At 72.0% G+C, this 24344-nt stretch carries 22 protein-coding genes and 1 pseudogene; 4 read left to right on the top strand and 19 right to left on the bottom strand.

Features of this window, described 5'->3' with window-relative positions:
• Nucleotides 1-49: 49 nt before the first annotated feature.
• Nucleotides 50-820 (top strand): SDR family NAD(P)-dependent oxidoreductase, encoded by a 771-nt coding sequence (locus tag MB828_RS14665; protein WP_301648523.1) that lies wholly within the window; start codon nucleotides 50-52, stop codon nucleotides 818-820.
• A 3-nt stretch (nucleotides 821-823) separates the two neighbouring features.
• Here MB828_RS14665 and MB828_RS14660 read toward each other — a convergent pair whose 3' ends face one another.
• On the bottom strand, nucleotides 824-1762 hold the full coding sequence (locus tag MB828_RS14660) for a hypothetical protein (RefSeq protein WP_301648522.1): 939 nt from the start codon (nucleotides 1760-1762) through the stop codon (nucleotides 824-826).
• A gap of 399 nt (nucleotides 1763-2161) precedes the next feature.
• Here MB828_RS14660 and MB828_RS14655 point away from each other — a divergent pair, with 399 nt between their 5' ends.
• Complete coding sequence (locus MB828_RS14655) at nucleotides 2162-3475, top strand: cytochrome P450 (protein ID WP_301648521.1); 1314 nt, start codon at nucleotides 2162-2164, stop codon at nucleotides 3473-3475.
• Nucleotides 3476-3549: 74 nt separating this feature from the next.
• On the opposite strand, the gene MB828_RS14650 is transcribed toward MB828_RS14655, so the two are convergent.
• The 4 genes from MB828_RS14650 to MB828_RS14635 all read right to left on the bottom strand — a co-directional run bounded on the left by MB828_RS14650 (nucleotide 3550) and on the right by MB828_RS14635 (nucleotide 7664).
• Entirely contained in the window at nucleotides 3550-5067 is a 1518-nt protein-coding gene (locus MB828_RS14650) for an MFS transporter (RefSeq protein WP_301648520.1), read from the bottom strand.
• A 13-nt stretch (nucleotides 5068-5080) separates the two neighbouring features.
• Nucleotides 5081-5521 (bottom strand): VOC family protein, encoded by a 441-nt coding sequence (locus MB828_RS14645; protein ID WP_133025093.1) that lies wholly within the window; start codon nucleotides 5519-5521, stop codon nucleotides 5081-5083.
• Nucleotides 5522-5527: 6 nt separating this feature from the next.
• Nucleotides 5528-6298, bottom strand: a complete 771-nt coding sequence (locus tag MB828_RS14640) for an SDR family NAD(P)-dependent oxidoreductase (protein WP_301648519.1) — start codon at nucleotides 6296-6298, stop codon at nucleotides 5528-5530.
• A 124-nt stretch (nucleotides 6299-6422) separates the two neighbouring features.
• Nucleotides 6423-7664, bottom strand: coding sequence for a cytochrome P450 family protein (locus MB828_RS14635; RefSeq protein ID WP_301648518.1), 1242 nt, complete (start codon nucleotides 7662-7664; stop codon nucleotides 6423-6425).
• A 284-nt stretch (nucleotides 7665-7948) separates the two neighbouring features.
• Between MB828_RS14635 and rho the strand changes: the two genes are divergently transcribed.
• Nucleotides 7949-9196 (top strand): transcription termination factor Rho, encoded by a 1248-nt coding sequence (gene rho, locus MB828_RS14630; protein ID WP_301648517.1) that lies wholly within the window; start codon nucleotides 7949-7951, stop codon nucleotides 9194-9196.
• Between the two features lie 104 nt (nucleotides 9197-9300).
• Entirely contained in the window at nucleotides 9301-10524 is a 1224-nt protein-coding gene (locus MB828_RS14625) for a D-alanyl-D-alanine carboxypeptidase family protein (RefSeq protein ID WP_301648516.1), read from the top strand.
• 272 nt (nucleotides 10525-10796) lie between these two features.
• Here the strand turns inward: MB828_RS14625 and MB828_RS14620 are convergent.
• The 14 genes and pseudogenes from MB828_RS14620 to MB828_RS14555 all read right to left on the bottom strand — a co-directional run.
• Nucleotides 10797-11390, bottom strand: a pseudogene (locus MB828_RS14620) (glycosyltransferase family 87 protein); the annotation flags it as partial.
• A 239-nt stretch (nucleotides 11391-11629) separates the two neighbouring features.
• The gene (gene mptB / locus MB828_RS14615; protein WP_301648515.1) at nucleotides 11630-13024 is read right to left on the bottom strand and encodes a polyprenol phosphomannose-dependent alpha 1,6 mannosyltransferase MptB; all 1395 of its coding nucleotides are present in this window, start codon (nucleotides 13022-13024) and stop codon (nucleotides 11630-11632) included.
• A gap of 200 nt (nucleotides 13025-13224) precedes the next feature.
• A complete protein-coding gene (locus tag MB828_RS14610; protein WP_133025087.1) occupies nucleotides 13225-14163 on the bottom strand; it encodes a glutaminase in 939 nt (312 codons plus the stop codon).
• A 36-nt stretch (nucleotides 14164-14199) separates the two neighbouring features.
• The gene (aspA, locus tag MB828_RS14605) at nucleotides 14200-15603 is read right to left on the bottom strand and encodes an aspartate ammonia-lyase (RefSeq protein ID WP_301648514.1); all 1404 of its coding nucleotides are present in this window, start codon (nucleotides 15601-15603) and stop codon (nucleotides 14200-14202) included.
• A gap of 110 nt (nucleotides 15604-15713) precedes the next feature.
• Complete coding sequence (locus MB828_RS14600; protein ID WP_301648513.1) at nucleotides 15714-16724, bottom strand: asparaginase; 1011 nt, start codon at nucleotides 16722-16724, stop codon at nucleotides 15714-15716.
• 43 nt (nucleotides 16725-16767) lie between these two features.
• Nucleotides 16768-18207 carry an amino acid permease gene (locus MB828_RS14595; protein ID WP_133025084.1) on the bottom strand — a complete coding sequence of 480 codons (1440 nt, stop codon included), beginning with the start codon at nucleotides 18205-18207 and terminating at the stop codon, nucleotides 16768-16770.
• The gene (locus MB828_RS14590; RefSeq protein WP_133025223.1) at nucleotides 18204-18881 is read right to left on the bottom strand and encodes a FadR/GntR family transcriptional regulator; all 678 of its coding nucleotides are present in this window, start codon (nucleotides 18879-18881) and stop codon (nucleotides 18204-18206) included. The genes MB828_RS14595 and MB828_RS14590 overlap by 4 nt, the downstream gene beginning before the upstream one ends.
• Before the next feature lie 196 nt (nucleotides 18882-19077).
• Nucleotides 19078-19914, bottom strand: coding sequence for an undecaprenyl-diphosphate phosphatase (locus MB828_RS14585; RefSeq protein WP_133025083.1), 837 nt, complete (start codon nucleotides 19912-19914; stop codon nucleotides 19078-19080).
• 72 nt (nucleotides 19915-19986) lie between these two features.
• Nucleotides 19987-20361 carry a fluoride efflux transporter CrcB gene (gene crcB / locus MB828_RS14580; RefSeq protein ID WP_046727790.1) on the bottom strand — a complete coding sequence of 125 codons (375 nt, stop codon included), beginning with the start codon at nucleotides 20359-20361 and terminating at the stop codon, nucleotides 19987-19989.
• Nucleotides 20358-20738, bottom strand: coding sequence for a DUF190 domain-containing protein (locus MB828_RS14575; RefSeq protein ID WP_301648512.1), 381 nt, complete (start codon nucleotides 20736-20738; stop codon nucleotides 20358-20360). The genes crcB (MB828_RS14580) and MB828_RS14575 overlap by 4 nt, the downstream gene beginning before the upstream one ends.
• Entirely contained in the window at nucleotides 20735-21196 is a 462-nt protein-coding gene (gene crcB, locus MB828_RS14570) for a fluoride efflux transporter CrcB (protein WP_133025081.1), read from the bottom strand. The genes MB828_RS14575 and crcB (MB828_RS14570) overlap by 4 nt, the downstream gene beginning before the upstream one ends.
• A gap of 70 nt (nucleotides 21197-21266) precedes the next feature.
• Nucleotides 21267-22220 carry an SMP-30/gluconolactonase/LRE family protein gene (locus tag MB828_RS14565; protein WP_301648511.1) on the bottom strand — a complete coding sequence of 318 codons (954 nt, stop codon included), beginning with the start codon at nucleotides 22218-22220 and terminating at the stop codon, nucleotides 21267-21269.
• Between the two features lie 55 nt (nucleotides 22221-22275).
• The gene (locus MB828_RS14560) at nucleotides 22276-22563 is read right to left on the bottom strand and encodes an ArsR family transcriptional regulator (RefSeq protein WP_301648510.1); all 288 of its coding nucleotides are present in this window, start codon (nucleotides 22561-22563) and stop codon (nucleotides 22276-22278) included.
• Between the two features lie 166 nt (nucleotides 22564-22729).
• Complete coding sequence (locus MB828_RS14555; protein ID WP_301648537.1) at nucleotides 22730-24289, bottom strand: glycosyl hydrolase 53 family protein; 1560 nt, start codon at nucleotides 24287-24289, stop codon at nucleotides 22730-22732.
• Nucleotides 24290-24344 lie beyond the last annotated feature (55 nt).

Here is a 24344-nt window from a genome sequence, read left to right as displayed (position 1 = left end):
CGTGGACGGGAGGACATCCCGCACGCCCCTGGAGGAAACCGTGGAAGCCGTGAGCCGCACGCGCCTGGCGGGCCGTACCGTCGTCGTCACCGGAGCCGCGCAGGGACAGGGAGCCGCGGAGGCGGCCGCCGCCGCCCGGGAGGGTGCCACGGTGGTCGCGGCCGACGTGCTGGACGAGGCAGGCGAGAAGCTCGCCGCGGCCCTGCGCGCCGACGGCCTCGACGTCCGGTACGCCCACCTGGACGTGACCTCGCCCGAGGACTGGGCGGCGCTCGCGGACTCCCTCGACGTGGTGCACGGTCTGGTGAACAACGCGGGCATCCCGATGCGGGCCCGGCTCGGCCAGGTCGGGCTCGACGACTGGAACCGGGCGTTCGCCGTGAACACCACCGGCGCCCTGCTCGGCATCCAGGCCCTCGCCCCGCTGATGCCGGCCGGTTCCTCGATCGTGAACGTCGGTTCGGTCGCGGGGCTCACCGCGCACCACGCGGTGGCGTACACCACCAGCAAGTGGGCGCTGCGGGGGCTGTCCAAGGTGGCGGCCCTGGAGCTGGCCCCGCGCGGCATCCGCACGAACCTCGTCCACCCGGGGTACATCGAGACCCCGCTGATGGCGACCGCGAACCCGGTGTTCGTCGCCGCCCACCTCGCGATGACGCCCCAGGGCCGCCCGGGCACGGTCGACGAGGTGGCCCCGCTGGTCGTCTACCTCCTGTCGGACGAGGCGTCATACGTCAACGGCGCGGAGATCACCGTCGACGGCGGCTACTCCGCGCACGGCCCGGTGAAGGCGATCACCAACGCCCTCGACGAGGGCTGAGCGTCACCCCTTGAGCTGTTCCAGCGTGGACTTGGTGTCGGTCTTCAGCCAGCCCGTCACGGCGTCGAGCGTCGGCGGGTTGGTGTCGCTGTCGTACGACGAGAAGTACGCGCTGTAGCTCATCGTGTAGGTCGTCCAGCCGTCCCGGACCGCGAGCGTCGCGTACCGGGAGCCGCTGGTGGTGGAACCGCTGCTGGTGTCCTCGGTGACCAGGTAGGCCTCGTCGCCTATGCCCTGCACCGGCGACACGTCGTAATCGGTGTGGCTGTCGCCGTAGTTCTTCCAGGTGGCCGTGAACTCCGGCCCCGGGTCGGTCTTCCTGTGCAGGTCGACCTGCATCGTGAGATAGGCGTCGGTGTAGCTGGACCCGGTCTTCTTGAGACTGAGACTGCAGTAGCTCTCGTCCAGGGCCGGGTCCTTCAGCGTGTTCTTGGTCGGGGAGGAGTCGTCCGCGGGGTACTCCTCCTTGAACGACGAGTAGTCCGCGCCGGAACAGAGGTTCGCGGGCGCCTGATAGCCGCGCAGATCGGCGCCGTGCCCGAAGCCGCCGGTCAGGAAGAGACCGGCCGCCCAGGCGGCGGAGGCGACCACCGCGCCCACGGCGGCCCACAGCACGGCTCTCCCGGCGACGTTGCCCGTGCCGGGCGCCGGGCCTGCCGGGGCCGGGGGCGGGTAGCCGTAACCGGGCTGCGCGGCATAGGGGTTGCCCTGCTGCGGGGCGGGCTGGCCGACGGGGGCCGGCGGGGCGTAGGGGTTCTGCGGGGCCGGCGACTGCGGGTTCGGGTAGGGGTACGCGGTGAGCTGGGTCGGCTGCTGCTGGGGCGGCGGCGTGGGCTGCTGCTGGGGCGGCGCGGGCTGCTGCTGGGGCGGTGGCGCGGGCTGCTGCGGAGTCGACGGCGGCTGCTGCGGGGCGGAGGGCGGCTGCTGCGGTGGCGTGGACATGTCGTGAAGATAAGGCATAACCAGACATCAAGTCCCGCGCCGGTCAAGACCGTTATGGATTGCGGACATCCGTGACGCTCCGACGACTGACCTGCCGTCAGATGTCCGGGCGACTGCCAGGGGAACCTCGGTCCGGCATATTGCCCGCCCCGAGGGACCATGCCACGATCGGACAAATATTCGCCCAGATGGCAATGGGGGTGTTCATGAAACGGACACGACGCCTGGTGGCCCGCCTGGTGGGCAGGAAGCGGGTCAGCGGTCGGTACCCGTACTGGCCCTACCAGCTCCGGTAGCCCGACCCCGCTCCTTTCAGGGCCATGTCCACCGGAAACAGTGGAAGAACACCGGTCGCAGGATCCCGTCCGAGGGGTCCTGCGATCTGCTGGGGGAGGCCGGATGCCGCAACGCGAGACGCTCGGACGGCCGCCGGGTCCGCGCGGGCACTGGCTGACGGGCAACACCCGTGCGTACGAGGCCGACCGGATCGGATTCCTGCGTCGCTGCCACCGCGAGTACGGAGACGTCTTCTCCTACGACGAGCAGACGGTGTTCGTGATCGACCCCGATCTCACCCATGACGTCCTCACGCGCACCGGCCACAGCTTCGTGACCGAGCTCGCGCCCTTCGACATGCGGCGGGACCTCGACGAGGCCGGCGCGCAGGCCACCGCGTGGATGTCCGCGCGCCGCGCCACGTGGCCGGGACTCAACCGCGCGGCCTCGGCCGCGGCCGACGGCCGGACCGTCGAGATCCTCGACGCGGTGGTGGCCGGCGGCGCGGGCCGTGAGGTGGACGTGCTCACCTCGATGCGGGCGTTCACCGCCCGGGCGATCGCCGACTACTGCTTCGGGGCGGACGCCAGCGGCGTCCCCGGCCTGCTGCACGACCTCATCCGCGCCACCGGGCCGTTCACGGAGTCGTCCTACGAGTTCCCCGCCTGGCTGCCGCTCCCCCGCCACCGCCGCTTCTTCCGCGCCGCCCGGGACCTGACCGAGGCACTGACCGGAATCGTCCGGCAGCGGCGCGCGTCACCCGCCGGGGACACCCCCGAGGACCTGCTCGGGTCCCTGCTGGCCGCCGAGCCGGCCATGCCCGACGAGACCGTGACGTCGACGCTGCACAGCGTCCTCATGGGCGGCCACGGCGTGCCCGCCGCCGCGCTCACCTCCGTCGTGTGGGAACTCGCGCGGCGGCCCGGGCTCGTCGGCGAGCTGCGCGACGAGGCGGACGGACCGGTGAGCGGCACCGCCCCCCTGCCGTCCGCCCCGTCGACGGCGGCCCGGCTGCCGCTCGCCGAGGCGGTGGTACGGGAGACGCTCCGGCTGTATCCGCCCGCGTGGCTGATGACCCGCACCGCCCGTACGGCGACGCGGCTGGGCGACTGGTCGATCGACCCCGGGGACGACGTACTGCTCAACGCCTACCTGATCCACCGGGATCCCCGGTGGTGGCAGCGGCCCGACGAGTTCGACCCCACCCGGTGGCTGAGCGGGCGGCCGGCTCCCGGTCCTGCCTACCTTCCCTTCGGTGCCGGGCCGCGGGTCTGCCTGGGTTCGGCACTGGCGTTGCGGCAGCTCACGCTGGCCACCTCGCGGCTCGCACAGCGCTTCGCCGTCGAGTCGCCGAACGCCTCGTCGGTGGCCCTGGAGTTCATGGGCAGACTCGCCCCCGCCGGCCTGCGGGCACGTTTCGCACCGCTCGGGCGGTAGCCGGCGGAGCCTTCGCGGCCGTTACGCACGTGCGGGCCGGGGCACCGGCCCCGGCCCGCACCGCGCGCGGTGGATCAGGCGGACGCTGGCTGCACCGGTACCTGGGCCGTCGCGCGGGCCGTGTTCCTGCGGACCAGCAGCAGGGTGACCACCGCGCCCAGCAGCGAGGCGCAGCCGCAGATCACCACGCCCAGGGCCATGCCGTGCGCGAGGGCGTCCTGCGCGGCCGCCCTGGCGCTGTCGCTGCCCGCGTTGACGACCGCGAGGGGACCGGCCGCGGCCTCCATCCCGGCGTCGGCGCCGGACAGCTTGCCGACGAGCGCGGAGGACGCGGCGCTCATGGCGACCGTGCTGATCACAGCCGGGCCGAGGCCCTGGCCGAACTCGCGGACCAGGCTGGTCGCGCCGCTCGCCATGCCCGTCATCTCGATCGGCACCGCGTTCACCGCGGCCGACGTCAGCGAGGACACCACGCAGATGAAGCCGACACCCAGCAGCAGCACCGGGCCGATGAAGGCGGCCAGCGAAGTGGTGGTGATGGGCAGCGCGGCGATCCAGAACTGGCCCGCGGCCATCGGCAGCAGACCGCCCATCAGCAGCCAGCGCGGCTCGACCCGGGTGAGCATCCTGCTGAGCACCGGAGCGAGGAGCAGCGGGATCAGCTGGAGGATCACGAACGGCATGCCGGCCCGCAGGGCGCTGAGGTGCATGACCGCGCCCAGCCGGATGGAGACGACGTAGGCCGTGCCGATGAAGCCGAACATCCCGGTGAGCGCGACCACGGCGGCCGCCGCGAACGACGGGATCCGCAGCAGGTCCAGGTTGAACATCGGGGACACGGCGCGCTTCTCGGCGACCACGAACCCGATCAGGGCCACGGCGGCCAGGATCAGCGCGAAGACGATCGCCGGGCTGCTCCAGCCCCGGTCGCCGCCCTCGATGATGCCCCACAGCAGGGCGGTGAGGCCGACGGCGACGCTGATCTGGCCCGGCCAGTCCAGGGCCCGGCCCTCGGGCGCCCGGGAGTCGGTGACCAGCACCCAGCAGGCGATGCCGACCGCGACACCGAGGACGACCGGCGGTACGAACGCCCAGCGGAAGTCGGCGACCGTGGCCAGGATCCCGGAGGACAGCGGACCCACGGCGGAGGCGAGGGAGATGCTCAGCGCCCAGATGGAGACCGCCTTGGCGCGGTCCTTCTCCCCCGGTGTCGCGGCCGCGATCACCGCGAGGGAGCTGGGGAAGAGCGCGGCGGCGCCGACGCCGGCCAGGGCCTGGCCGATCCAGAGCATGGTGATGTTCTGGGAGGTGGCGTTGAGGAGTTCACCGATCGCCAGCACGAATCCGCCGAGGACCAGCAGCCGCTTGCGGCCGAAAAGGTCGCCCACCACACCGAAGTTCAGTTCCAGGATCGCGGTGGGGAGAATGAACGCGGAGGTGACCCAGGCGACCTGGGATCCCGATGCCCCGAACGCGGTCTGTATTTCCCCGTTGATGGGCGAGGGGACGGTAATGCACAGCTGCGCGGCGGCAACTGCCAGACAGCAGGCTATGAGCGTGCCCACGTCCAGTTTTTTCACAGCGTTGGTCATTCCGTACTCCATCTCACGGGTTAACGGTGGTGCCGCGCTCTACGAGTTCGCCGCGTTCTATGAGTTCGATGAGATTTCCCTCGGGGTCCTTGACCCAGGCCATCCGCACCCCCGCTTCGGGGGACGGTCCGGGGGCGAGGACCTCGCCCGCCCCGTGGGCCACCAGCGCGGCGTACACGGGGTCGAGTTCGGGGGTGGTGACCGCGAAGTGCCCGTACCCCTCGGTGAGTACGGCGGTCATCGGGTCCGGGGCCCGCAGGCCGGGCGCGGACCCGGGCCTGGCGAGCAGTTCGATGCGCCAGCCGTGCGGGTGTTCCAGGACGACACCGGTCAGACCGGGTCCGTCGAGACGGAACTCGAAGACGGTCTTCAGTGCGAAGGCCGTCCGGTACCAGTCGAGTTGAGCGGGCAGGTCGCGTACGTTGAGGCCCACGTGGTCGAGTCGTGCGTGCATCGGCGCTCAGCCCGCCATCGCGCTGTCGCCGCCGTCGACCATGAGGTTGGCGCCGTTGACGAAGGCCGCCTCGTCGGAGCAGAGGAAGGCCGCGGCGCGCGCGATGTCCTCCGGCTGCCCGACCCTGCCGACCGGGATCCTGGCCTCCAGCTGCGCCTTCGGGCCGTTCGGGTCGTCGAGGAAGGGGGCGGTGGCGGAGGTGCGGGTCATGCCGGGGGCGATGCTGTTGACGCGGATGCGGTGCGGGGCGCCGGCCGCGCACAGGTGCTTGGTCATCGCGAGGACTCCGCCCTTGGCGGCGCCGTGCGGCACCATCGGCATGAACAGCGCGCCCCGCTCGGCGGCCACGGACGCCACGTTCAGGACGGCGCCGCCGCCGCGTGCGACCAGGTGCGGCCAGGCCGCCTGGGTGCAGAAGTAGGGGATGTCCAGTTCGTTCCTGATGGTGAAGTACCAGTCGGCCGCGGGCATCGTCTCGAAGGGGCCGTTGCGCAGCGCGGAGGCGTTGTTGTAGAGGATGTCGAGCCCGCCGAACTCGGCGATCCCGGCCTCGATCCACTCCCGTGCCCCGGCCTCGGTGGAAAGGTCGACCGGGGCCAGTGAACGCATCACACCGCCGGCCTTCTCGACGATTTCCACGGTTTCCACGGCGCTCTTCTCGTCGATGTCGCAGCCGAATACGGTGGCCCCCTCGGCCGCGAATACCTGTGCCGCGGCCCGGCCGATTCCTGCTCCCGTTCCACTGATGAAAGCGATTTTCCCGGCCAGTCGACCCATGATTGCCAAGTCCCTTGTCCCATGCCGCCCGAGTGCGGTGGTGGCAGCGTAGGTAGGGCCTTAGGCGAGAACAAGAAATGCGTCAGGGAAGGGGCATCGGGCGTTCGTATGGCTGGTATGCGCCTCAGACGCCCAGACGTACCGGGAGGGCCTGGACGCTGTTGCCGACGAAGCCCGCGAGCCGGGTGAGAGCCGCGTCCGGGGCCGCCAGGTCCAGGGCGGGGAACCGGTCGAAGAGCCGCTCCAGGGCGACCGTGGCCTCCAGCCGGGCCAGCGGGGCGCCCAGGCAGTAGTGGGCGCCGTGGCCGAGGGAGAGGTGGCGCCCGGCGCCGGGCCGGTGGGCCCTGGTGACGTCGAACCGGTCGGCGTCCGGGCCGTGCGCGGCCGGGTCGCGGCCCGCCGCCGAGTAGCCCGCCAGGACCGGGGTGCCGGCCGGGATCACCGTGCCGTCGACGGTCAGGTCCCGCACCGGGTAGCGGAACGGGAAGAAGCTGACCGGCGCGTCCCAGCGCAGCGTCTCCTCCACGACGTCGGCCCAGCCGGCCGCCCCCGTGCGGACGAGTTCGAGCTGGTCGCGGTGGCCGCAGAGGGCGCGGACGGCGTTGGTGATCAGGTTGAGCGTGGTCTCGTGCCCGGCGATGATCATCAGGACCAGGGTGCCGATCAGCTCCTCCTGGCCGAGCCGCCCGCCCTCCTCGTCGCGGGCGGCGAGCAGGGCGCTGGTGAGGTCGTCGCCGGGCCGTTCGGTCCGGGCCGCGACGACGGCGCCGAGGACGTCGATCAGCTCCCGGTTGGCGGCGACGGCCGCGCCGGGCTCGGTGTCGGTGGCCACCACCTGGCTGGACAGGTGGTGCAGCCGGTCCCTGAACTCGGTTTCCACGCCGAGGAGTTCACTGATCACGTCCATCGGGAGCGGCAGCGCGAAGTGCCGCCGCAGGTCGGCGGTCCCGCCGCCCTGGGCCGCGGCCCGCGCCAGGCGGTCGAGCAGCGAGGCGGTCAACTCTTCGACGCGCGGGCGCAGTTCGGCCACCCGGCGCGGGGTGAAGGCCCGGCTGACCAGTCCGCGCAGCCTGCGGTGGTCGGCGCCGTCGGCGGTGGTCATGCCGCGCACGGTGGCGAAGGTCAGCAGGGGCCAGCCCGCGGGGATGCGGCCCTGCCGCAGTTCCGTGAAGTGCCGGGCGTCCTTCGCGACTTCGGGATGCTGGAGGAAGTCCCTGAGCGCCTGGTGGCCGAGCACCGCCATGCCCTCGACCCCACCGGGCAGGACGACCGGTGTCACCGCGCCGCGCGCCCGCAGCCTGGCGTTGTCGGCGTGCGGGCACCCGCCCGCGGGGTCGGGGCGGTACGGCGCGGGCGGGGTCTGCACGGAGGGCTCCTGACGACCGTACGACACGGACAAGGCCGATGGTAGGCGCAGCCGGGCCGGCGGAGAACGGCGCTTCGGCCACCCCGGGCCCGGGAATATCGGCGCCCGTCACCAGGTTGACCCGGATGGAACCGTGGGTATAGTGCCATCAGCACGTACGGTCGCCCCTTCGCCGGGCGCCGCGTGCCGGTTCTGTCTCCTCCAGCCACGTCGCCCGTCGTTCACCGACCGGCCGTCGGCTTCTCAGCACCACCTCGTGACCCGGGCCCCGGTGCCCTCCCGAGGTGCCGTTCCCGCCGCACGGAGGCCTGCGTGTACGCCCTCCCGCTCGCGGCCCGCTCCCCCTTCTCCAACATGTCTTCCGTCCTCGAAAGGACCCCCTCATGACCACCACACTCGAACCTCCCGTAGAGCAGCAGGAGCGGCCCGCCGCCCGGCCCGTCACCGGTGTCCTCGACATCGACGCGGGCGGGAAGGGGCAGCTGCGGGCCCCGAGCTGCCTGCCCTCCACCGCCGACCTCCAGGTCTCCCCCGCGCTGATCCGCCGTCACGGCCTGCGCAAGGGCGACCTCGTCGAGGGCGTCCGGGGTGACCGGCGCGCGCTGACCGAGATCACGCGCGTCAACGGCCGTGCCCCCGGCGAACCGCACGGCCGGCGTCACTTCCGCGACCTCACCCCGCTGCACCCGTACGAGCGGATCCGCCTGGAGCATCCGGCCGCCGGGCTCGCCGGACGGGTCGCCGACCTGTTCGCGCCCGTCGGCAAGGGGCAGCGCGGGCTGATCGTGGCCCCGCCGAAGACCGGCAAGACCGTGCTGCTCCAGCAGTTCGCGGCCGCCGTCGCCGGCAACCACCCCGAGGCCCACCTGATGGTGCTGCTGCTCGACGAGCGCCCCGAGGAGGTCACCGACATGCGGCGCTCGGTGCGCGGCGAGGTGTACGCCTCCACCTTCGACCGGCCCGCCAAGGAGCACATCGCCCTCGCCGAACTCGTCGTCGAGCGGGCCAAGCGGCTCGTCGAGGACGGCGAGGACGTCGTCATCCTGCTCGACTCGCTGACCCGGCTGTGCCGGGCCCACAACAACGCGGCCGCCTCCAACGGCCGTACCCTCAGCGGCGGTGTCGACGCCGGCGCGCTGCTCGGCCCGAAGCGGTTCTTCGGCGCCGCCCGCAAGGCCGAGGAGGGGGGCTCGCTCACCATCCTCGCCACCGTCCTGGTGGACACCGGTTCGCGGGCCGACGGCTACTTCTTCGAGGAGCTGAAGAGCACCGGCAACATGGAGCTGCGCCTGGACCGCGAGCTCGCCTCCCGGCGGGTCTTCCCCGCCCTGGACATCGACCCCTCCGGCACCCGCCGCGAGGAACTCCTGCTCAGCCCGGCCGAGTTGACCGCCGTACGCGGGCTGCGCCGCGCCCTGCAGGGCCGGGAGGGCGCCCCGAACGGCCTGGAGACCCTGCTCCAGCGGATGCGGGAGACCCCGGACAACGCCACCTTCCTGCGCCGGGTGCAGCCGACCCTGCCGGCGGGCTGACGGACCGGCGCCGGGGCCGCCGGATGCGGCATCCGGGTTGCCCGGGGCAGCCATCCGGCCCAGGGCCGCGCGCCGTAGGACGCCACCCTTCCTACGTTGATCGTATGACGATCGGATTGACTGACCGATTTCCGCGCCGAGCGGCGGTGGCCACCTGCGCCCTCTGTGTGGCCGGGCTGCTGGCGCTGACCCCCGCCACGGCCGCCGCGGAGGCCACCGCGCCCGCCCCGGGGGCGGCGGTGCCCGGGCCGGCGCTGCTGTACCACTCCGGCGTCCAGGTCCGGCCGCACGCGGGAGCGCCCGCGGTCCCGGACGTCTCCGCGCTCTCCTGGCTGGTGGCCGACGCGGACACCGGCGAGGTGCTGGCGGCGAACCAGGCACACCTGAGGCTGCCGCCGGCCAGCACGCTGAAGACCCTGTTCGCGCTCACCGTGCTGCCCGCGCTGCCCGCCGGCCTCGAGCACCGGGTGACACCCGGGGAACTGGCCGACGTCGAGGAGGGCAGCAGCCTGGTCGGCGTCGAGGAGGGACACACCTACCGGGTGGCCGACCTGTGGCGCGGGGTCTTCCTCAGCTCGGGCAACGACGCCGTGCACGTCCTGGCCGCGCTCGACGGGGGCTGGGACCGCACCGTCACCCGGATGCAGACCAAGGCCCGCTCGCTCGGCGCCCTGGACACCCACGTCGAATCCCCCGACGGCTACGACGCGCCCGGCCAGGTCTCCTCGGCGTACGACCTGGCGGTGTTCGGCCGGACCGGGCTGCGCAACCCCGACTTCGCGCGCTACTGCTCCACCGCCGAGGCCCGCTTCCCGGCCGGCGACGGCTGGTCGTTCGGCATCGAGAACACCAACCGGCTGCTGACCGGCGAGGACGGGGTGGGCCGGTACCCCGGCATGATCGGCATCAAGAACGGCTACACCAGCAACGCCGGCAACACCCTGGTGGCCGCCGCCCGGCGGGGCGGCCGGACCCTGGTGGTGACGGTGATGAACCCCCAGGACGGCGGCGTGTACGACGAGGCCCGTCAGCTGCTCGACTGGGGCTTCGGAGCGGCCGGACGGGTCGATCCGGTGGGCTCGCTGGACGCGCTGCGGCCCGCCCCGCGGCCCGGGCCGAGCACCGTGCCGATGGCGGCGGCCACGGCCTCTCAGGACGACTCCGGCTGGCCGGACACGGCCGTCGTCGCGGCCGTCGCGGCCCTCGGCGCGGGCGCCGTGACGCTGGCGATGCGGCTCAGGGGCGACCGCTCCGACCGCTCCCGCCGCGCCGAACCCCCCACGCCCACGGGGCCGGACGGCCCGTCGGGTCCGGCCGGGCGCGGCTGACCCGTCGGCAGGCCGAACAGCAGGCCCAGCGTGATCCACGTGTACAGGTTGCTGCCGAGGAAGCCGTCGATCCCGGACGCGTCGTCGAACCACAGCCACACCACGCTGGTGCACATCACCGCGTACAGGGCGGCCGCGATCCGCGGGTGCCCGGCACGGGCCAGGACCACGAACGACGGCAGCACCCACACCAGGTGGTGCACCCAGGTGATCGGGCTGACCAGACAGGCGGTGAGACCGGTGAGCGCGAAGGCGGCCGTCCAGTCCCCGGCCGCCACCGCCCCGCGGGTCCGCCAGGCCCACACGGCCAGCGTGAGCAGCACGACGATCGCCCACAGCGGCTTGTCCGGATGACCGAGCCGGGCCAGGACGCCCTGGAGCGACTGGTTGGACACGTAGTCGAGCCGGCCGACCCGGCTGGTGTCCCACAGCGCCCGCGTCCAGTAGAAGCGGGACGCCCCCGGGTCGGCCCAGGCGGCGAGGCCGGTGGCCGCGAGCGTCACGGCCGTCGCCGTCGCCGCCGCCCGCCACCTGCGGGCGAGCAGCAGCATCCCGATGAACAGCGCGGGGGTCAGCTTGACCGCGGCGGCGAGCCCGATCCCGACGCCCGCCCAGCGGCCCCGTCCGCCGCGCAGCAGCCGGCAGTCGGCGAGGACCAGGGCGAGCAGTATCAGGTTCACCTGGCCGAAGCTGAAGGTGTCCCGCAGTGGTTCGAACAGCGCCAGCGCGCACAGGGCCAGCGCCCAGCGGTACCAGCCGAGGCGCCGCCGGGCCGGGCCGGCCAGGACACAGAGCACGAAGGCCAGCGCGGCCAGGTTGAGCAGCAGCGAGGCCGCGATGGCCAGGTGCAGCCCCACCAGTGCCATGGGCAGCATGCCGAGCGCGGCGAACGGCGGATAGGTGAAGCCGTACTCCGTGCCCGGCACCCGGTAGTCGTAGATCCGGCCGCCGTGGTGCACCCAGGTGTGCACGGTGCCGTAGTAGACACGCAGGTCGAACCAGTCGCGCAGCAGCGGCACGGTCGCCGTGAACGCGGTCACGGCGGCGGCGAGGACCAGGACGAGCAGCACCCTCCCCCGGTCGGTCCGCGGTCCTCTCGGGCCTCTCATGCCGTCCGTCCCATCGCCGGGGCCTGCGCGGCCTGGTGGGCCTGCCAGAGCACGACCACGCCGAGCACCCCGCCGCAGACGGCGAGGACCAGCTGGCCGACGTCGGCGGGGCCGCCACTGGGCAGCACGGCGAGGGCGAGCACACCGGTGACGGCGGCCACCCGGTGCCGTACCGAGGTGCTGGGCGCCGCGGCCGCGATCAGGAACAGGCCCCAGAGGGCGTACCAGGGCCGGATCGCGGGTCCGAAGGCGGCGACCGCGGCCAGGCTCAGCCCGAGGGCGTAGACCGGGCGGGGCCGCAGCCGGACCCATATCAGCAGCACGGTCACCGCGGTCAGCGCCAGCCCGAGCAGGTGCCAGGCCGGCAGGGCCAGCGGGGCCAGGTCGCTGCCGAGGTGTGCGAGGAGCGCGCCGGTGGCCCGGCCGAGCAGACTGCTGAGCGCCCAGTTGTGCGGGGAGACGGGGGTGTCAAGGGCCCTGATCCAGCCGTATCCGGTGCCGGCGACGGCGGTCGCGGCCACGGTCGTGCCCCCGGACGCCAGGGCCGTCAGCAGGGTGGCGCGCACCGGGCCACGGCCCCGGCGCGCCTGTACGACGACGATCGCGAGCAGCCCGAGCGCGGCGGGCGCCTTCACCAGGGCCGCGAGCGTGACCAGTACGGCTCCCAGGACCGGCCGGCGGCCGAGCGCCGCGACCAGGCCGAGGCCGAGCAGACCGAGCATGATGGCGTCGTTGTGGGCACCGGCCACCAGGTGGAGCAGCACCAGCGGGTTGAGGGCGCCGAGCCACAGGGCGGTGGCCGGGTCGGCGCCGCTGTGCCGGGCGAGCCGGGGCAGTGCGGCCGCCATCAGGCCGACGCCGAGCAGCGCCACCAGCCGCATCCCGAAGAGCCCGGCCGGGAGTTCGCCGCGGGTCAGCCCGGACAGCAGGGAGGCCACGCCCATGAACGCGGGGCCGTACGGGGCGGCGGTGTTCTGCCACACCGGGGCGACCTGGTCGGCGAGCGGTCCGCCGAGCTGCGCGGGTCCCGAGGTGTAGACGTCCATGTGGGCGTCGACCATCGCACCCTGGGCGAGATAGCTGTACACGTCGCGGCTGAAGAGCGGCGGCGCGAGCAGCAGCGGGGCCGCCCAGACGGCGAGGACCAGCAGCAGCCGGCGCGGGGTGGGCGGGTCGGCGCCGCGTACCAGGCGGCCGAGGAGCAGCCAGGCCGCGATGAGCAGTACGACGCCGAAGTAGACCCCGACCAGGCCGAACGCCGCCTGTACGGAGCTCGGCGCGAGGAGGTCCGCCACGGGCAGGGCGCCGGCTGTCTCGCCTCCCAGGGCGAGGAAGGCGGTGCCGGTCAGGCCGAGAACCTGGCAGCGGCGTAGATCGACGGGGAATGCCATGGCCAACACCGGGTCAGCGTGCCAAGGGTGGGTGGCCGGGAGACGACGGCCTGTTTTCTTGGGGGCGGCCTGGTTGTTACCTGTGGGGGGGGGCGATCGTTGTCGGGTGCGGGTGGGTGGGGGCTGAGCGCGCAGTTCCTCCCCCAGCCTTCGGCCGGGGGTACCCCCAGCGCCCCCTTACGGGGCGCCACAGTCCCGGTCTAGAAAACCGACAGGCCCGTCAAAGTGGTGAATCTGTCCAGGGCCGCTACTCCCGCTACCGAGTTGCCCCTCTCGTCCAGGCCGGGGCTCCAGACGCACAGCGCGCACCGGCCCGGTACCACCGCGATGATCCCGCCCCCGACCCCGCTCTTGCCCGGCAGGCCGACCCGGTAGGCGAAGTCGCCGGCCGCGTCGTACGTGCCGCAGGTCAGCATCACCGCGTTGACCTGCTTGGCCTGGCTTCTGGTCAGGAGGCGGGTGCCGTCGGCGCGGATGCCGTGGCGGGCCAGGAAGGTGCTGGCCAGGGCGAGGTCGGCGCAGGAGGCGGCTATCGAGCACTGCCGGAAGTACTGGTCGAGGAGGACCGGGACCTCGTTGTCGATGTTGCCGTAGGACGCCATGAAGTGGGCGAGGGCGGCGTTGCGGTCGCCGTGCTGGGACTCGGAGGCGGCCACCTCCCGGTCGAAGTCCAGGGCGGCGTTGCCGCTCTCGGCGCGCAGGAAGTCCAGCAGCTCTCCGGCCGCGTCCCCGCTGCGGGTGTGCAGGCGGTCGGTGACGACCAGGGCGCCCGCGTTGATGAACGGGTTGCGCGGGATGCCCTGCTCGTACTCCAGCTGGACCAGGGAGTTGAAGGGGTTGCCGGAGGGTTCGCGGCCGACGTGCTCCCAGAGTTCGTCGCCCTCCCGGGCGAGGTCCAGGGCGAGGGTGAAGACCTTGGTGATGGACTGGGTGGAGAACGTCTGCCGCCACTCCCCCACGCCGTACACGGTGCCGTCGAGCTCGGCGACGGCCATGCCGAAGCTGCGGGGATCGCAGGCGGCGAGTGCCGGGATGTAGTCGGCGGGGCGGCCGCGGCCCGGCGTGCGGCCTATCTCCTCGGCGATGCGCTCCAGGACCGGCAGGAAGGCGGGCGGCGACGACACTGTCATGATCACCATTCTGCCTCCGTGCCGCTCCTGGTGCGTACTCGCAGGTCAGACGACGGGTGCCCCGGTGCCGGCGACGACCTCGGGACGCAGCAGGGCCGCGAGCCGTTCGGCGGGCAACAGGCCCTTCTCCAAGACGAGTTCGGCCACACCGCGGCCGGTGGCGAGCGCCTCCTTGGCGATGTCGGTGGCCGCCGTGTACCCGATGTACGGGTTGAGGGCGGTGACGAGGCCGATCGAGTTCTCGACGGTCGCCCGCAGCACCTCGGTGTTGGCGGTGATGCCGTCGACGCACCGCTCGGCCAGCGTCAGGCAGGCGTTCCGCAGGTGCGTGATGCTCTCCGACAGGGAGTGCAGGATGATCGGCTCGAACGCGTTCAGCTGGAGCTGCCCGGCCTCGGCGGCCATGGTGATGGCGACGTCGTTGCCGATGACCTCGAAGGCGACCTGGTTGACGACCTCGGGGATCACCGGGTTGACCTTGCCGGGCATGATCGACGAACCGGCCTGCACGGGCGGCAGGTTGATCTCGCCGAGGCCGGCACGCGGTCCGGAGGACAGCAGCCGCAGGTCGTTGCAGCCCTTGCTGAGCTTGACCGCGATCCGCTTGAGCACCCCGGACATCTGGACGAAGGCCCCGCAGTCCTGGGTGGCCTCGACCAGGTTGGCGGCGGTGACCAGGGGCAGCCCGGTGATCTCGGCGAGGTGGCGACGGGCCGACTCGGCGTACCCGGCGGGCGCGTTGAGGCCGGTGCCGATGGCGGTGGCGCCGAGGTTGATCTCGTGGATCAGCTCGACGGCCTCGGCGAGCCGGCTGCGGTCCTCGTCCAGCATCACGGCGAAGGTGGAGAACTCCTGCCCGAGCGTCATGGGCACCGCGTCCTGCAACTGGGTGCGGCCCATCTTCAGCACGTCACGGAACTCGACGGCCTTGCGTCCGAAGGAGTCCTGGAGCACGGCCATCGCCCGCAGCAGCCCGCGCACCGCGAACACGGTCGCTATCTTGACGGCGGTCGGGTAGACGTCGTTGGTCGACTGACCGAGGTTGACGTCCTCGTTGGGATGCAGGTAGGCGTACTGCCCCTTCTCGTGCCCGAGCAGTTCCAGCGCCCGGTTCGCCACGACCTCGTTGGCGTTCATGTTCGTCGACGTGCCGGCACCGCCCTGGATGACGTCGACGACGAACTGGTCGTGCAGCTTGCCGCCGCGGATCTCCCGGCAGGCGGCGACGATGGCGGCGGCCTTCTCCGGTGCCAGCAGCCCCAGTTCCTCGTTGGCGAGGGCGGCGGCCTCCTTGACGGCGGCGAGGGCGTCGATCAGATGCGGGTAGGCGGAGATCGGCGTACCGGTGATCGGGAAGTTCTCGGTCGCGCGCAGGGTGTGCACACCCCAGTACACGTCACCGGGCACATCCCGGTCACCGAGCAGATCGTGTTCGCTACGAGAGGTCATGGGTCCTGTTCCAAGAAAGTGAGGGTAAAGCGCCCCGAAAGGGGCGCGGGGAACTGCGCGACCAGCCACACCCGGCCCGCAGCCGCCCGACGACAAATCGGCCCGCCCCACTAGGCGCAGGCCGCAACCGGCTCCAGCGAACGAACGGGCCGCACACACCCGACCGCCCGCCCGCCCCCGAGCAGCGCCTCACCGGCGAACTCGGTCAGCAGCTCCGGATCGACCCCGGCCCGGGCCAGCGCAGCGGCCGTCACCGGAATCCTCGCCCGGTTCGCCCCGTCGGCGATCTTCACGGCGACGGCCCGCCCGTCCGGCAGCGCCGCGACCTCGACGCCCTCGAAGCCGTCCTTGGCCAGCAGCCCCGGCACGGCCCGCATCAGCGCGGCCACGTCCCGCCCCGCCCCGGACGCCATCTCGGCGTGCTCGCGCATCGCGTCGGCGACCTTCGCCTCGGGCGTACCCGGCGCGGCGGCGGCGATCCGCGACACCGCGCGGGCCAGCCCGTGCAGGGAGATGGAGAACAGCGGCGCGCCGCAGCCGTCCACGGTCGTACGGGCGACGCGCTGTCCCGTCAGGTCCTCGACGATCTCGGCGATCGCCTGCTGGAGCGGATGGGCCGGGTCGAGGTAGTCGTCCAGCGACCAGCCGTTCAGCTTCGCCGTCCACAGCATCGCGGCGTGCTTGCCGGAGCAGTTCTGGGCGAGCCGCGACGGCTGCCGGCCCTCGCGGATCCAGGTGTCGCGGACGGCGGGGCCGTACGGCATGTCGGGGACGTTGCGCAGGTCGTCCTCCGTCAGCCCGGCGAGGCCGAGGATGCGCCGGGCGCCGGTGAGGTGGCGTTCCTCGCCGGAGTGGCTGGCGGCGGCCAGCGAGAGCAGGTCGCCGTCGAGGGGCAGCCCGGCCCGCAGCATCGCCACGGCCTGGACGGGCTTGAGGGCCGAGCGCGGGTAGAACGCGGCCTCGATGTCGCCGAGCTGGAACTGGACCTCTCCGTCGGCGCCGAGGACGACGACGGAACCGTAGTGGATGCCCTCGACGACCCCGTCGCGTATGAGGTGGGCGACGGGGGCGTGGAGGGGCTCACGGACGATGGGTGCGTCCGCGGGGGAACTGCTGTACATCACTTCCTGGTCTCGGGTGAGTCGGGACGGACCCGGTCGCGGTTCACGCTTCGGGTCCGGCGGACGGGCGCGCCAGGCGGCCGCGGATGGCGTACCAGCCGGCGACCAGAATGGCGACGATCAGCGGCAGGCAGAGCACGGTGGTGCGTCCGGCGCCGCCGTCGGCGTACATCAGGACCAGGACGGAGGCGAGGAACGCCAGCGTCACGATCTCGGTCCAGGGAGAGCCCGGCAACCGGTAGCCGGGGCGGGTGAGTTCGCCGTTCTGGGTCTTCCGCCAGAACAGCAGGTGACAGAGCATGATCATGCCCCAGGTCGAGAGGATGCCGATCGCCGCGAAGTTGAGGACGATCTCGAACGCGTCGGCGGGGACGACGAAGTTGAGGCCCACGCCGAGCACGCAGATGCCGCTGGTGAGCAGGATGCCGCCGTACGGCACCTGGGTACGGCTCATCCTCGCGGTGAACTTGGGGGCCGAGCCGTTGACGGCCATGGAGCGCAGGATGCGGCCGGTGGAGTAGAGGCCGGAGTTGAGCGAGGACATGGCCGCGGTGAGGACGACGAGGTTCATCACACCGCCGGCCGCCGGGACGCCGATGTGCGAGAGCACGGTGACGAAGGGGCTCTGTCCCGCCGTGTACTTGTTCCAGGGCAGCAGCATCGAGAGGAGCACGACCGAGCCGACGTAGAACAGGCCGACGCGCCACATGATGGAGTTGATCGCCTTCGGCATGATCTTCTCGGGGTTCTCGGTCTCGCCCGCGGCGACACCGACCAGCTCCACCGAGGCGTAGGCGAAGACGACACCCTGGATGATCAGCAGCATCGGGAGCAGGCCGTTGGGGAAGACGCCGCCGTTGTCGGTGATCAGGGAGGGGCCGGGGGTGGCGCCGTCCACGGGGTGCTGGGTGACCAGCAGGAAGATGCCGATGACCATGAAGACGACCAGCGCGCTGACCTTGACGATCGCGAACCAGAACTCCAGTTCGCCGAAGATCTTCACCGAGATCAGGTTCACGGTGAGGACCACGGCGAGGGCGATCAGGGCGATCACCCACTGGGGTATGTCGGAGAACATCCCCCAGTAGTGGGTGTAGGTGGCGACCGCGGTGATGTCGGCGATGCCGGTGGTGGCCCAGTTCAGGAAGTACATCCAGCCCGCGGTGTAGGCGCCCTTCTCGCCCAGGAACTCCCGGGCGTACGAGACGAAGGCACCGGAGGACGGGCGGTACAGGACGAGTTCGCCGAGGGCGCGCACGACGAGGAACGCGAAGACGCCGCAGACCGCGTAGGCGACGAAGAGGGAGGGGCCGGCGTCGGCGAGGCGGCCGCCGGCGCCGAGGAAGAGGCCGGTGCCGATGGCTCCGCCGATGGCGATCATGTTGACGTGCCGGTGCTTCAGCGACTTGCTGTAGCCGTGGTCCCCGGCGTCGACGTGACGGGACGAGGGGCGCGTCTCGTCTTTGAGGTGCTGTTCGCTCACGCCTCGGTTCCGCCTTCCTTGTGCTGGACCGTGCGCGCGGGGCGCACGATGTGGGTGAGGGTGGTCTCGACGCGGTCCAGGTGGTGGCTCATGGCGTCCACGGCGTCGAGTTCGGAACCGTCCATCAGGGCCTCGACGATGGCCCGGTGCTCCCGGTTGGACTGCTCGCGGCGGCCGCCCAGCTCGTTGAGGAAGGCCGACTGACGCGCCAGTGCGTCCCGGATCTCCTCGATGACCCGGCGGAAGACCGGGTTCTGGGCGGCCTCGGCCACGGCCAGGTGGAAGAGGGTGTCCATCGCGACCCACGCGGTGGTGTCCGTCTCCCGCTCCATCCGGTCCAGCAGATGGGCCAGGTGGTCCAGGTTCTCGGGGGTGCGGCGCAGCGCCGCGTACCCGGCGACCGGGATCTCGATGTGCCGGCGCACCTCCAGCAGGTCGCTGGCCGCGTAGTCGCCGAAGGTGGGGTCCTCGACGGCGTTGGCGACCACGAAGGTGCCCTTGCCGGTCTTGGACACGGTCAGGCCCATCGTCTGCAGGGCCCGCAGGGCCTCGCGCAGGACGGGCCTGCTGATCTCCAGGGTGCGGCAGAGCTCCGCCTCGGAGGGCAGCTTGTCCCCCACGGCGTACTCGCCGCGCTCGATGGCGGCGCGCAGGTGCGCCAGCACCGCCTCCATGGCGCTCACGCGCCGCGGGGGCTGTCCGGCTGTCGGGCTGTCTGACAGGTTCACGGGTGAGATGTTCCGGGTTGCGGGACGCGGCTGTCAAGGTGTCGCGAAAGGAAACATTCACGGGGTGCGGCACCTGAATGCACAGGCGGCACACCCCGTGGCGGAGCGGTGACCGGCGGGCGGTGGAGCGCCCCCGGTGCGGTCAGGCGCTGATGGTTCCGGCGGCGAGGAGGCCGAAGAGAGCCAGGCCGATGACGATGCGGTAGATCACGAACGCGTTGAAGGAGTGCTTGGCGACGAACTTCAGCAGCCAGGCGATGGACGCGTAGGCGACGACGAAGGAGACGATCGTGCCGACGGCCAGCGGGGCGGCGCCGACGCCCGCGCCCAGGGCGTCCTTGAGCTCGTACAGACCGGCGCCGGTCAGGGCCGGGATGCCGAGGAAGAAGGAGAGCCGGGTGGCGGCGACGCGGTCCAGGTCCAGGATGAGCGCGGTGGACATGGTGGCGCCGGAGCGGGAGAAGCCGGGGAAGAGCAGGGCGAGGATCTGCGAGCAGCCGACCAGCATCGCGTCCTTGAAGGAGGTGTCGTCCTCACCGCGCTTGTGGCGGCCCATCTGGTCCGCGCACCACATCACGACGGAGCCGGCGATCAGCGAGCCGCCGACCACCCAGAGCGAGCCGAGCGGTCCGTCGATCAGCGGCTTGGCGGCGAGGCCGACCAGGACGATCGGGATGGTCGAGTAGATGACCCACCACGCGAACTTGTAGTCGTGGTGGTACCGCTCCTCCTTGTTCGTGAGGCCCCGGAACCAGGCGGAGACGATCCGCTTGATGTCCTTGAAGAAGTACACGAGCACGGCGGCGATGGCGCCCACCTGGATGACGGCGGAGAACCCGACGACGGAGTTGTCGTCGACGGGGATGTTCATGAGCCCCTCGGTGATCTTGAGGTGACCGGTGGAGGAGACAGGAAGGAACTCCGTCACCCCCTCGACGACACCGAGGACGACGGCCTGACCGACGGAGATGGCGCTCATGGGATCCAGTTCTGCAGAGTTTGGTCGACAGTGCTGTAGACAGTCTTACAGCGCGGGGGTGTGAAGCAAGTACTAGGCCCAGACGGCCTGGGCGATCGCGGCCCCGGCGAAGGCCGCCCCGAGCCCCGCCACGAGACTCGCGACGACGTTGGCGGCAGCGTAGAGCCCGGCACCGGTCTCGGTCAGCCGCAGGGTCTCGTACGAGAACGTCGAGTACGTCGTCAGGGCCCCGCACAGACCGGTGCCCAGGAGCAGCTGGAGGTGGGGGCTCGCGGCGCCCGCCGAGACCGCGCCGGTCAGCAGGCCCAGGATCAGGCAGCCGGTGACGTTGACCACGAAGGTTCCCCACGGAAAGACGGAGTCGTGCCTGGCCTGGACGGCCCGGTCGGTGAGGTAGCGCAGCGGGGCGCCGATCACGGCACCCGCGACGACCAGCAGCCAGTTCACAACGAGTTCTTACCTTCCGTGTCCGGTTCGCCCGGCTCGTCCGTTCGGCCTGTGTACCTGATGACCTCGCAGTCGTCCAGGGTCACCAGGCCTTCGGTCACCAGTTCGTCGAGCTGTGGCAGGAAGGCCCGGATCCGCTCCTCGGTGTCCACGACCACGACCGCCACCGGCAGGTCCTCGCTCAGCGACAGCAGCCGGGAGGTGTGGATGCGCGAGGATGCGCCGAAGCCCTCGATGCCCCGGAAGACGCTGGCGCCCGCGAGACCGGCCGTGTGGGCGCGGTGCACGATCTCCGTGTAGAGGGGCTTGTGGTGCCAGGTGTCGTCCTCGCCCATGTAGACGGTCAGGCGCAGGGCGCGGCCCGTCAGTCTCGTCATCGCTGCCTCCGGGTGAGGACCCTGCGGGTCACGGTGGCCGCGCACCACACCGCCGCGAGAGCCGCGCACAGGGTCGCGGCGAGATAGCCGAGACCGGTGGCGGGCCGGCCGTGGTCGACCAGTCTCTGGATGTCGACGGCGTACGTGGAGAAGGTGGTGAAGCCGCCGAGGACACCGGTGCCGAAGAAGGGCCGGACGAGGCGGTGCGCGGAGAGGCCTTCGGTGATCAGGACCAGGAACGCGCCGATCACGGCACAGCCGGTGACGTTGGTCCAGAAGGTCGCCCAGGGGAAGCCGCCCGCGGCGGTGGGCAGGGCCAGGGCGAGCGCGTAACGGGCCACCGCGCCGATCGCGCCGCCCGCGGCGACCACCGCGACGACGGGGGCCTGGGTACGCCACTCGGACCGGCGCCGGGGGGCCGGCCGGACGCGGAGGCTCTCGGCTTCCGGGGCTGTCATGGGTCGTACGTCTCCTGTTCGGGCACCGCCCCGAGGGGTGCAACAGGGTACCGCCGGAGGTACGCGCCGGTCACTTCGCGGTGGGGGCCGCGCAGACCGCGACGCCGGGCTCCCAGACGCTGCCCAGGACCAGGAGCCGGCCCGTCACGCAGACGCTGGTGGCCATGCGGAAACCGGAGCGCCCCCGGGCCAGGTGATGGACGACGCGGCCGTCGTCGTCCAGCGCCATGACGGCGATCGTGCCGACCGGACGGTAGGGAGCGTGCACGGCGGCACGCGCGGCGGCCCGCCGGACGGCGGCCGGGGTGCGGTGCAGGAGGTCGAGCGGGGGGTTGCGGGGACCGGCGAGGGCGACCCAGGTCAGATCGCCGTCGCGCCACATGTTGTCGGGCATGCCGGGCAGTTCGGCGAAGAACTCGGCCCGCCCGGCGCGCGGCCCCGTGAGCCAGTAGCGGGTCAGCCGGTACGCACCGGTCTCGGCGACGATCAGGAACGTGCCGTCGCCGCTCACGGCCAGCCCGTTGGCGAACTGGAGTCCGTCGCAGGCCACTTCCGGGGTGCGGGCACCGGGGGCGAGGCGCAGCAGCCGGCCGGTGCCGCTGTGCTCGACGATGTCGCCGACCCACTGGGCCAGGGGGAAGCGGCGGCTGGAGACCGTGAAGTAGACCGTGCCGTCGGACAGGGCGACCACGTTGCTCGCGAACCGCAGCGGCTCGCCGTCGGCCGAGTCGGCGAGGACGTGTACGGCTCCGTCGGCGAGGCCGACGCGCAGCAGGCCGCGCTCCGCGTCGCACACCAGCAGGTCGCCGTCCGGGAGGAGTTGGAGCCCCAGCGGGCGGCCCCCGGTCTCGGCGAGCACCCGGACCCGGGCGGTGTCCGGGTCGCCGAGGCCGTCCAGGCGCAGGATGCGGCCGTCCTCGACGCCGGTCAGGACCCGGCCGTCCGGATCGGTGACCACGTCCTCCGGGCCCCGGCCGCCGACGGCGACGTAGTGGAGGGGGACGAGGCGTGTGGGTCGGTCCATGCGGCCCATGGTGACAGGCGGCGGCGGTACCCCGCGACCTCGAACCGGCCCGGTTTCACCAGCCCTTTTCGAACAGCCGGGCCACCTCGGCGATCCGGATGTCGTCGCGCCGGTAGTAGACGCGGTGCCGGATGCGCTTGGTACGCAGCAGGCCCAGCCGGGTCAGCAGGTCCAGGTGGGCGCCGGCGACCCGGCAGGAGACGCCGAGCTTGGCGGCGACGGCCCGGCGGGTGACGCCGTCCTCCATGAGGTCGGCGTGGCGCTGGGGTGGGAAGTGGGCCGCCGGATCCTTGAGCCAGTCCAGAATGTCCAGGCGGCTTGCGCTCTTGGCGTTCCTCAGCATCCGACCGGCCTCCGTCCCTGCCTCCCCGTAGTCGTGATGCCCACCTTCGCGCAGCCGAAGCCCCCACGTCAGGGGCTCGGCGTGCGTTGTCCGAGATCGGACGGCCGGACGGGGCGGCGGGGCCCGGCCGTCCCCTTGTGGCCGGGCCCCCCGCGTCAGTGGTGGTTCAGCGGTGGCTGAACCACGCCATGGAGGACAGTGCCTTGTCGTCGTAGCCGAACAGGGCCTGGTTCTCCCAGCCGTTGCCGGACGTGGCGTCGGTCGGGTCCCAGCCGTTCCCGGTGACGGCGGTCCAGGTCGCCTCCCAGTAGAAGACACCGAGTCCGCGGCCGTTCGGGACGGCCTCCACGATGTTCGCGACGGCGTTCATCCAGGCCAGCTGGCCGGCCGCGGTGGCCGGGTAGCCGGTGACAAGTTCGCCGCTGGTGTCGATCTGGTTCTCCAGCGAGTCGTCCTGGGCGAGGGTGAACGGGTAGGCGGTCTCGGCGATGAACACCGGTTTGGCGTAGCGGGAGGCCACGTCGTCCAGGGTGGTCTGGGCGGCGGCCAGCGAGCCGTGCCAGTAGCCGTAGTACGACAGCCCGATCACGTCGTAGTTGATGCCGTAGGTCTTGGCGTTGTCGAACCACCAGCGGACCGTGGCGTCGTCGCCCGCGTTGGCCAGGTGCAGGGCGACCTGGGTCGAGGAGGAGACCGCCTTGGCCGCGCTGTAGCCGGAGTTGATCAGACCGGCGAGCTGCGACCAGTTGTCGGTGGAGCCCTCGGACCAGAGCATGCCGCCGTTGATCTCGTTGCCGATCTGGACCATGTCGGCGGTGGTGCCCTGGGCCTTCAGCGCGTTCAGGACGTCGTACGTGTGGTTGTAGACGTCCGTCTTGAGCTGGCTGTAGGAGTGGCCTGACCAGGCGGCGGGCTTGGTCTGCTTGCCCGGGTCGGCCCAGCTGTCCGAGTAGTGGAAGTCGACCAGCAGCTTCATGCCGGCCGCCTTGACGCGCTTGGCCACGGCCAGCACGTGGGCCTTGTCGTTGTAGCCGTCGGCCGGGTTGACCCAGACCTTCAGGCGCGCGTAGTTCATCCCGGCGTTCCGCAGGATGGTGACCGCGTCCCCGGTGGTTCCGGAACTGGTCTTGTAGACACCGCCCTTGGCCTCGCTCTTGGCCAGTGACGAGATGTCGGCGCCCTTGATCGACAGCCCCGTCGACCCGGACGCGAACGTCACGTCGTCGACGTTGATCCAGTTGCCCGCGTTGGCGTCTGAGTAGAAGCTGACCGTGCACTGGTTGTTGGTGACCGCGATCGAGGTGACGATCCGGACCCAGCTGCTCGTGGAGACCGGCAGGTCGGTCCGCTGCTCCGAACTGCCGCAGTTCTTCAGGGACATGTAGGCGGAGTTCTGGCCGCCGCTGGAGCGGACCCAGGCGGTGAGCGTGTAGGTGCCGTTGGTCAGCCCGGACAGGTACTGGTACGTCTCCACCTTGTAGGCGGAGGCCGAGTAGTGGCTCAGCCGGTAACTGCCGCCGTGACCACCGGACTCGGTGTACGAGGCGCCCGTGTCGCCGTACTCCGACCAGCCGGTGGGGACGGCCACGCCCGCACCGTCGGACTCGAACCCGCCGTTGGTGAGCGTGCTCGCCGCCTGCGCGGACTGGGCGGGCAGGGTGAGCAGGGCGAGCCCGGCCGCGAGCGGCAGCAGCAGGGCTCTGATGGTGCGTCTGGGATGGAACATCATCGTCCGTCGTCCCTTCGACGTGACTGGGGAGGGGTTCCTCCGGCGGGGCCGG

The sequence above is a fragment of the Streptomyces arenae genome (assembly GCF_022343545.1).
Taxonomy (GTDB): Bacteria; Actinomycetota; Actinomycetes; order Streptomycetales; family Streptomycetaceae; genus Streptomyces; species Streptomyces humi.
Note: the sequence above shows the minus strand (reverse complement) of the source record. Positions and strands in the feature narration are given on the sequence as shown.

Bases quoted from the DNA above. Each gene is read 5' to 3' on its own strand.
- MB828_RS14560 (WP_301648510.1), bottom strand. From the start codon at position 22,563: ATGCTGAGGAACGCCAAGAGCGCAAGCCGCCTGGACATTCTGGACTGG.
- MB828_RS14650 (WP_301648520.1), bottom strand. From the start codon at position 5,067: ATGACCAACGCTGTGAAAAAACTGGACGTGGGCACGCTCATAGCCTGC.
- MB828_RS14660 (WP_301648522.1), bottom strand. From the start codon at position 1,762: ATGTCCACGCCACCGCAGCAGCCGCCCTCCGCCCCGCAGCAGCCGCCG.
- MB828_RS14610 (WP_133025087.1), bottom strand. From the start codon at position 14,163: ATGGTGATCATGACAGTGTCGTCGCCGCCCGCCTTCCTGCCGGTCCTG.
- MB828_RS14590 (WP_133025223.1), bottom strand. From the start codon at position 18,881: ATGGAGGCGGTGCTGGCGCACCTGCGCGCCGCCATCGAGCGCGGCGAG.
- crcB (WP_133025081.1), bottom strand. From the start codon at position 21,196: ATGACAGCCCCGGAAGCCGAGAGCCTCCGCGTCCGGCCGGCCCCCCGG.
- MB828_RS14575 (WP_301648512.1), bottom strand. From the start codon at position 20,738: ATGACGAGACTGACGGGCCGCGCCCTGCGCCTGACCGTCTACATGGGC.
- MB828_RS14655 (WP_301648521.1), top strand. From the start codon at position 2,162: ATGCCGCAACGCGAGACGCTCGGACGGCCGCCGGGTCCGCGCGGGCAC.
- mptB (WP_301648515.1), bottom strand. From the start codon at position 13,024: ATGGCATTCCCCGTCGATCTACGCCGCTGCCAGGTTCTCGGCCTGACC.
- MB828_RS14600 (WP_301648513.1), bottom strand. From the start codon at position 16,724: ATGTACAGCAGTTCCCCCGCGGACGCACCCATCGTCCGTGAGCCCCTC.
- MB828_RS14565 (WP_301648511.1), bottom strand. From the start codon at position 22,220: ATGGACCGACCCACACGCCTCGTCCCCCTCCACTACGTCGCCGTCGGC.
- MB828_RS14625 (WP_301648516.1), top strand. From the start codon at position 9,301: ATGACGATCGGATTGACTGACCGATTTCCGCGCCGAGCGGCGGTGGCC.
- aspA (WP_301648514.1), bottom strand. From the start codon at position 15,603: ATGACCTCTCGTAGCGAACACGATCTGCTCGGTGACCGGGATGTGCCC.
- MB828_RS14555 (WP_301648537.1), bottom strand. From the start codon at position 24,289: ATGTTCCATCCCAGACGCACCATCAGAGCCCTGCTGCTGCCGCTCGCG.
- MB828_RS14585 (WP_133025083.1), bottom strand. From the start codon at position 19,914: ATGAGCGCCATCTCCGTCGGTCAGGCCGTCGTCCTCGGTGTCGTCGAG.
- MB828_RS14640 (WP_301648519.1), bottom strand. From the start codon at position 6,298: ATGGGTCGACTGGCCGGGAAAATCGCTTTCATCAGTGGAACGGGAGCA.
- MB828_RS14645 (WP_133025093.1), bottom strand. From the start codon at position 5,521: ATGCACGCACGACTCGACCACGTGGGCCTCAACGTACGCGACCTGCCC.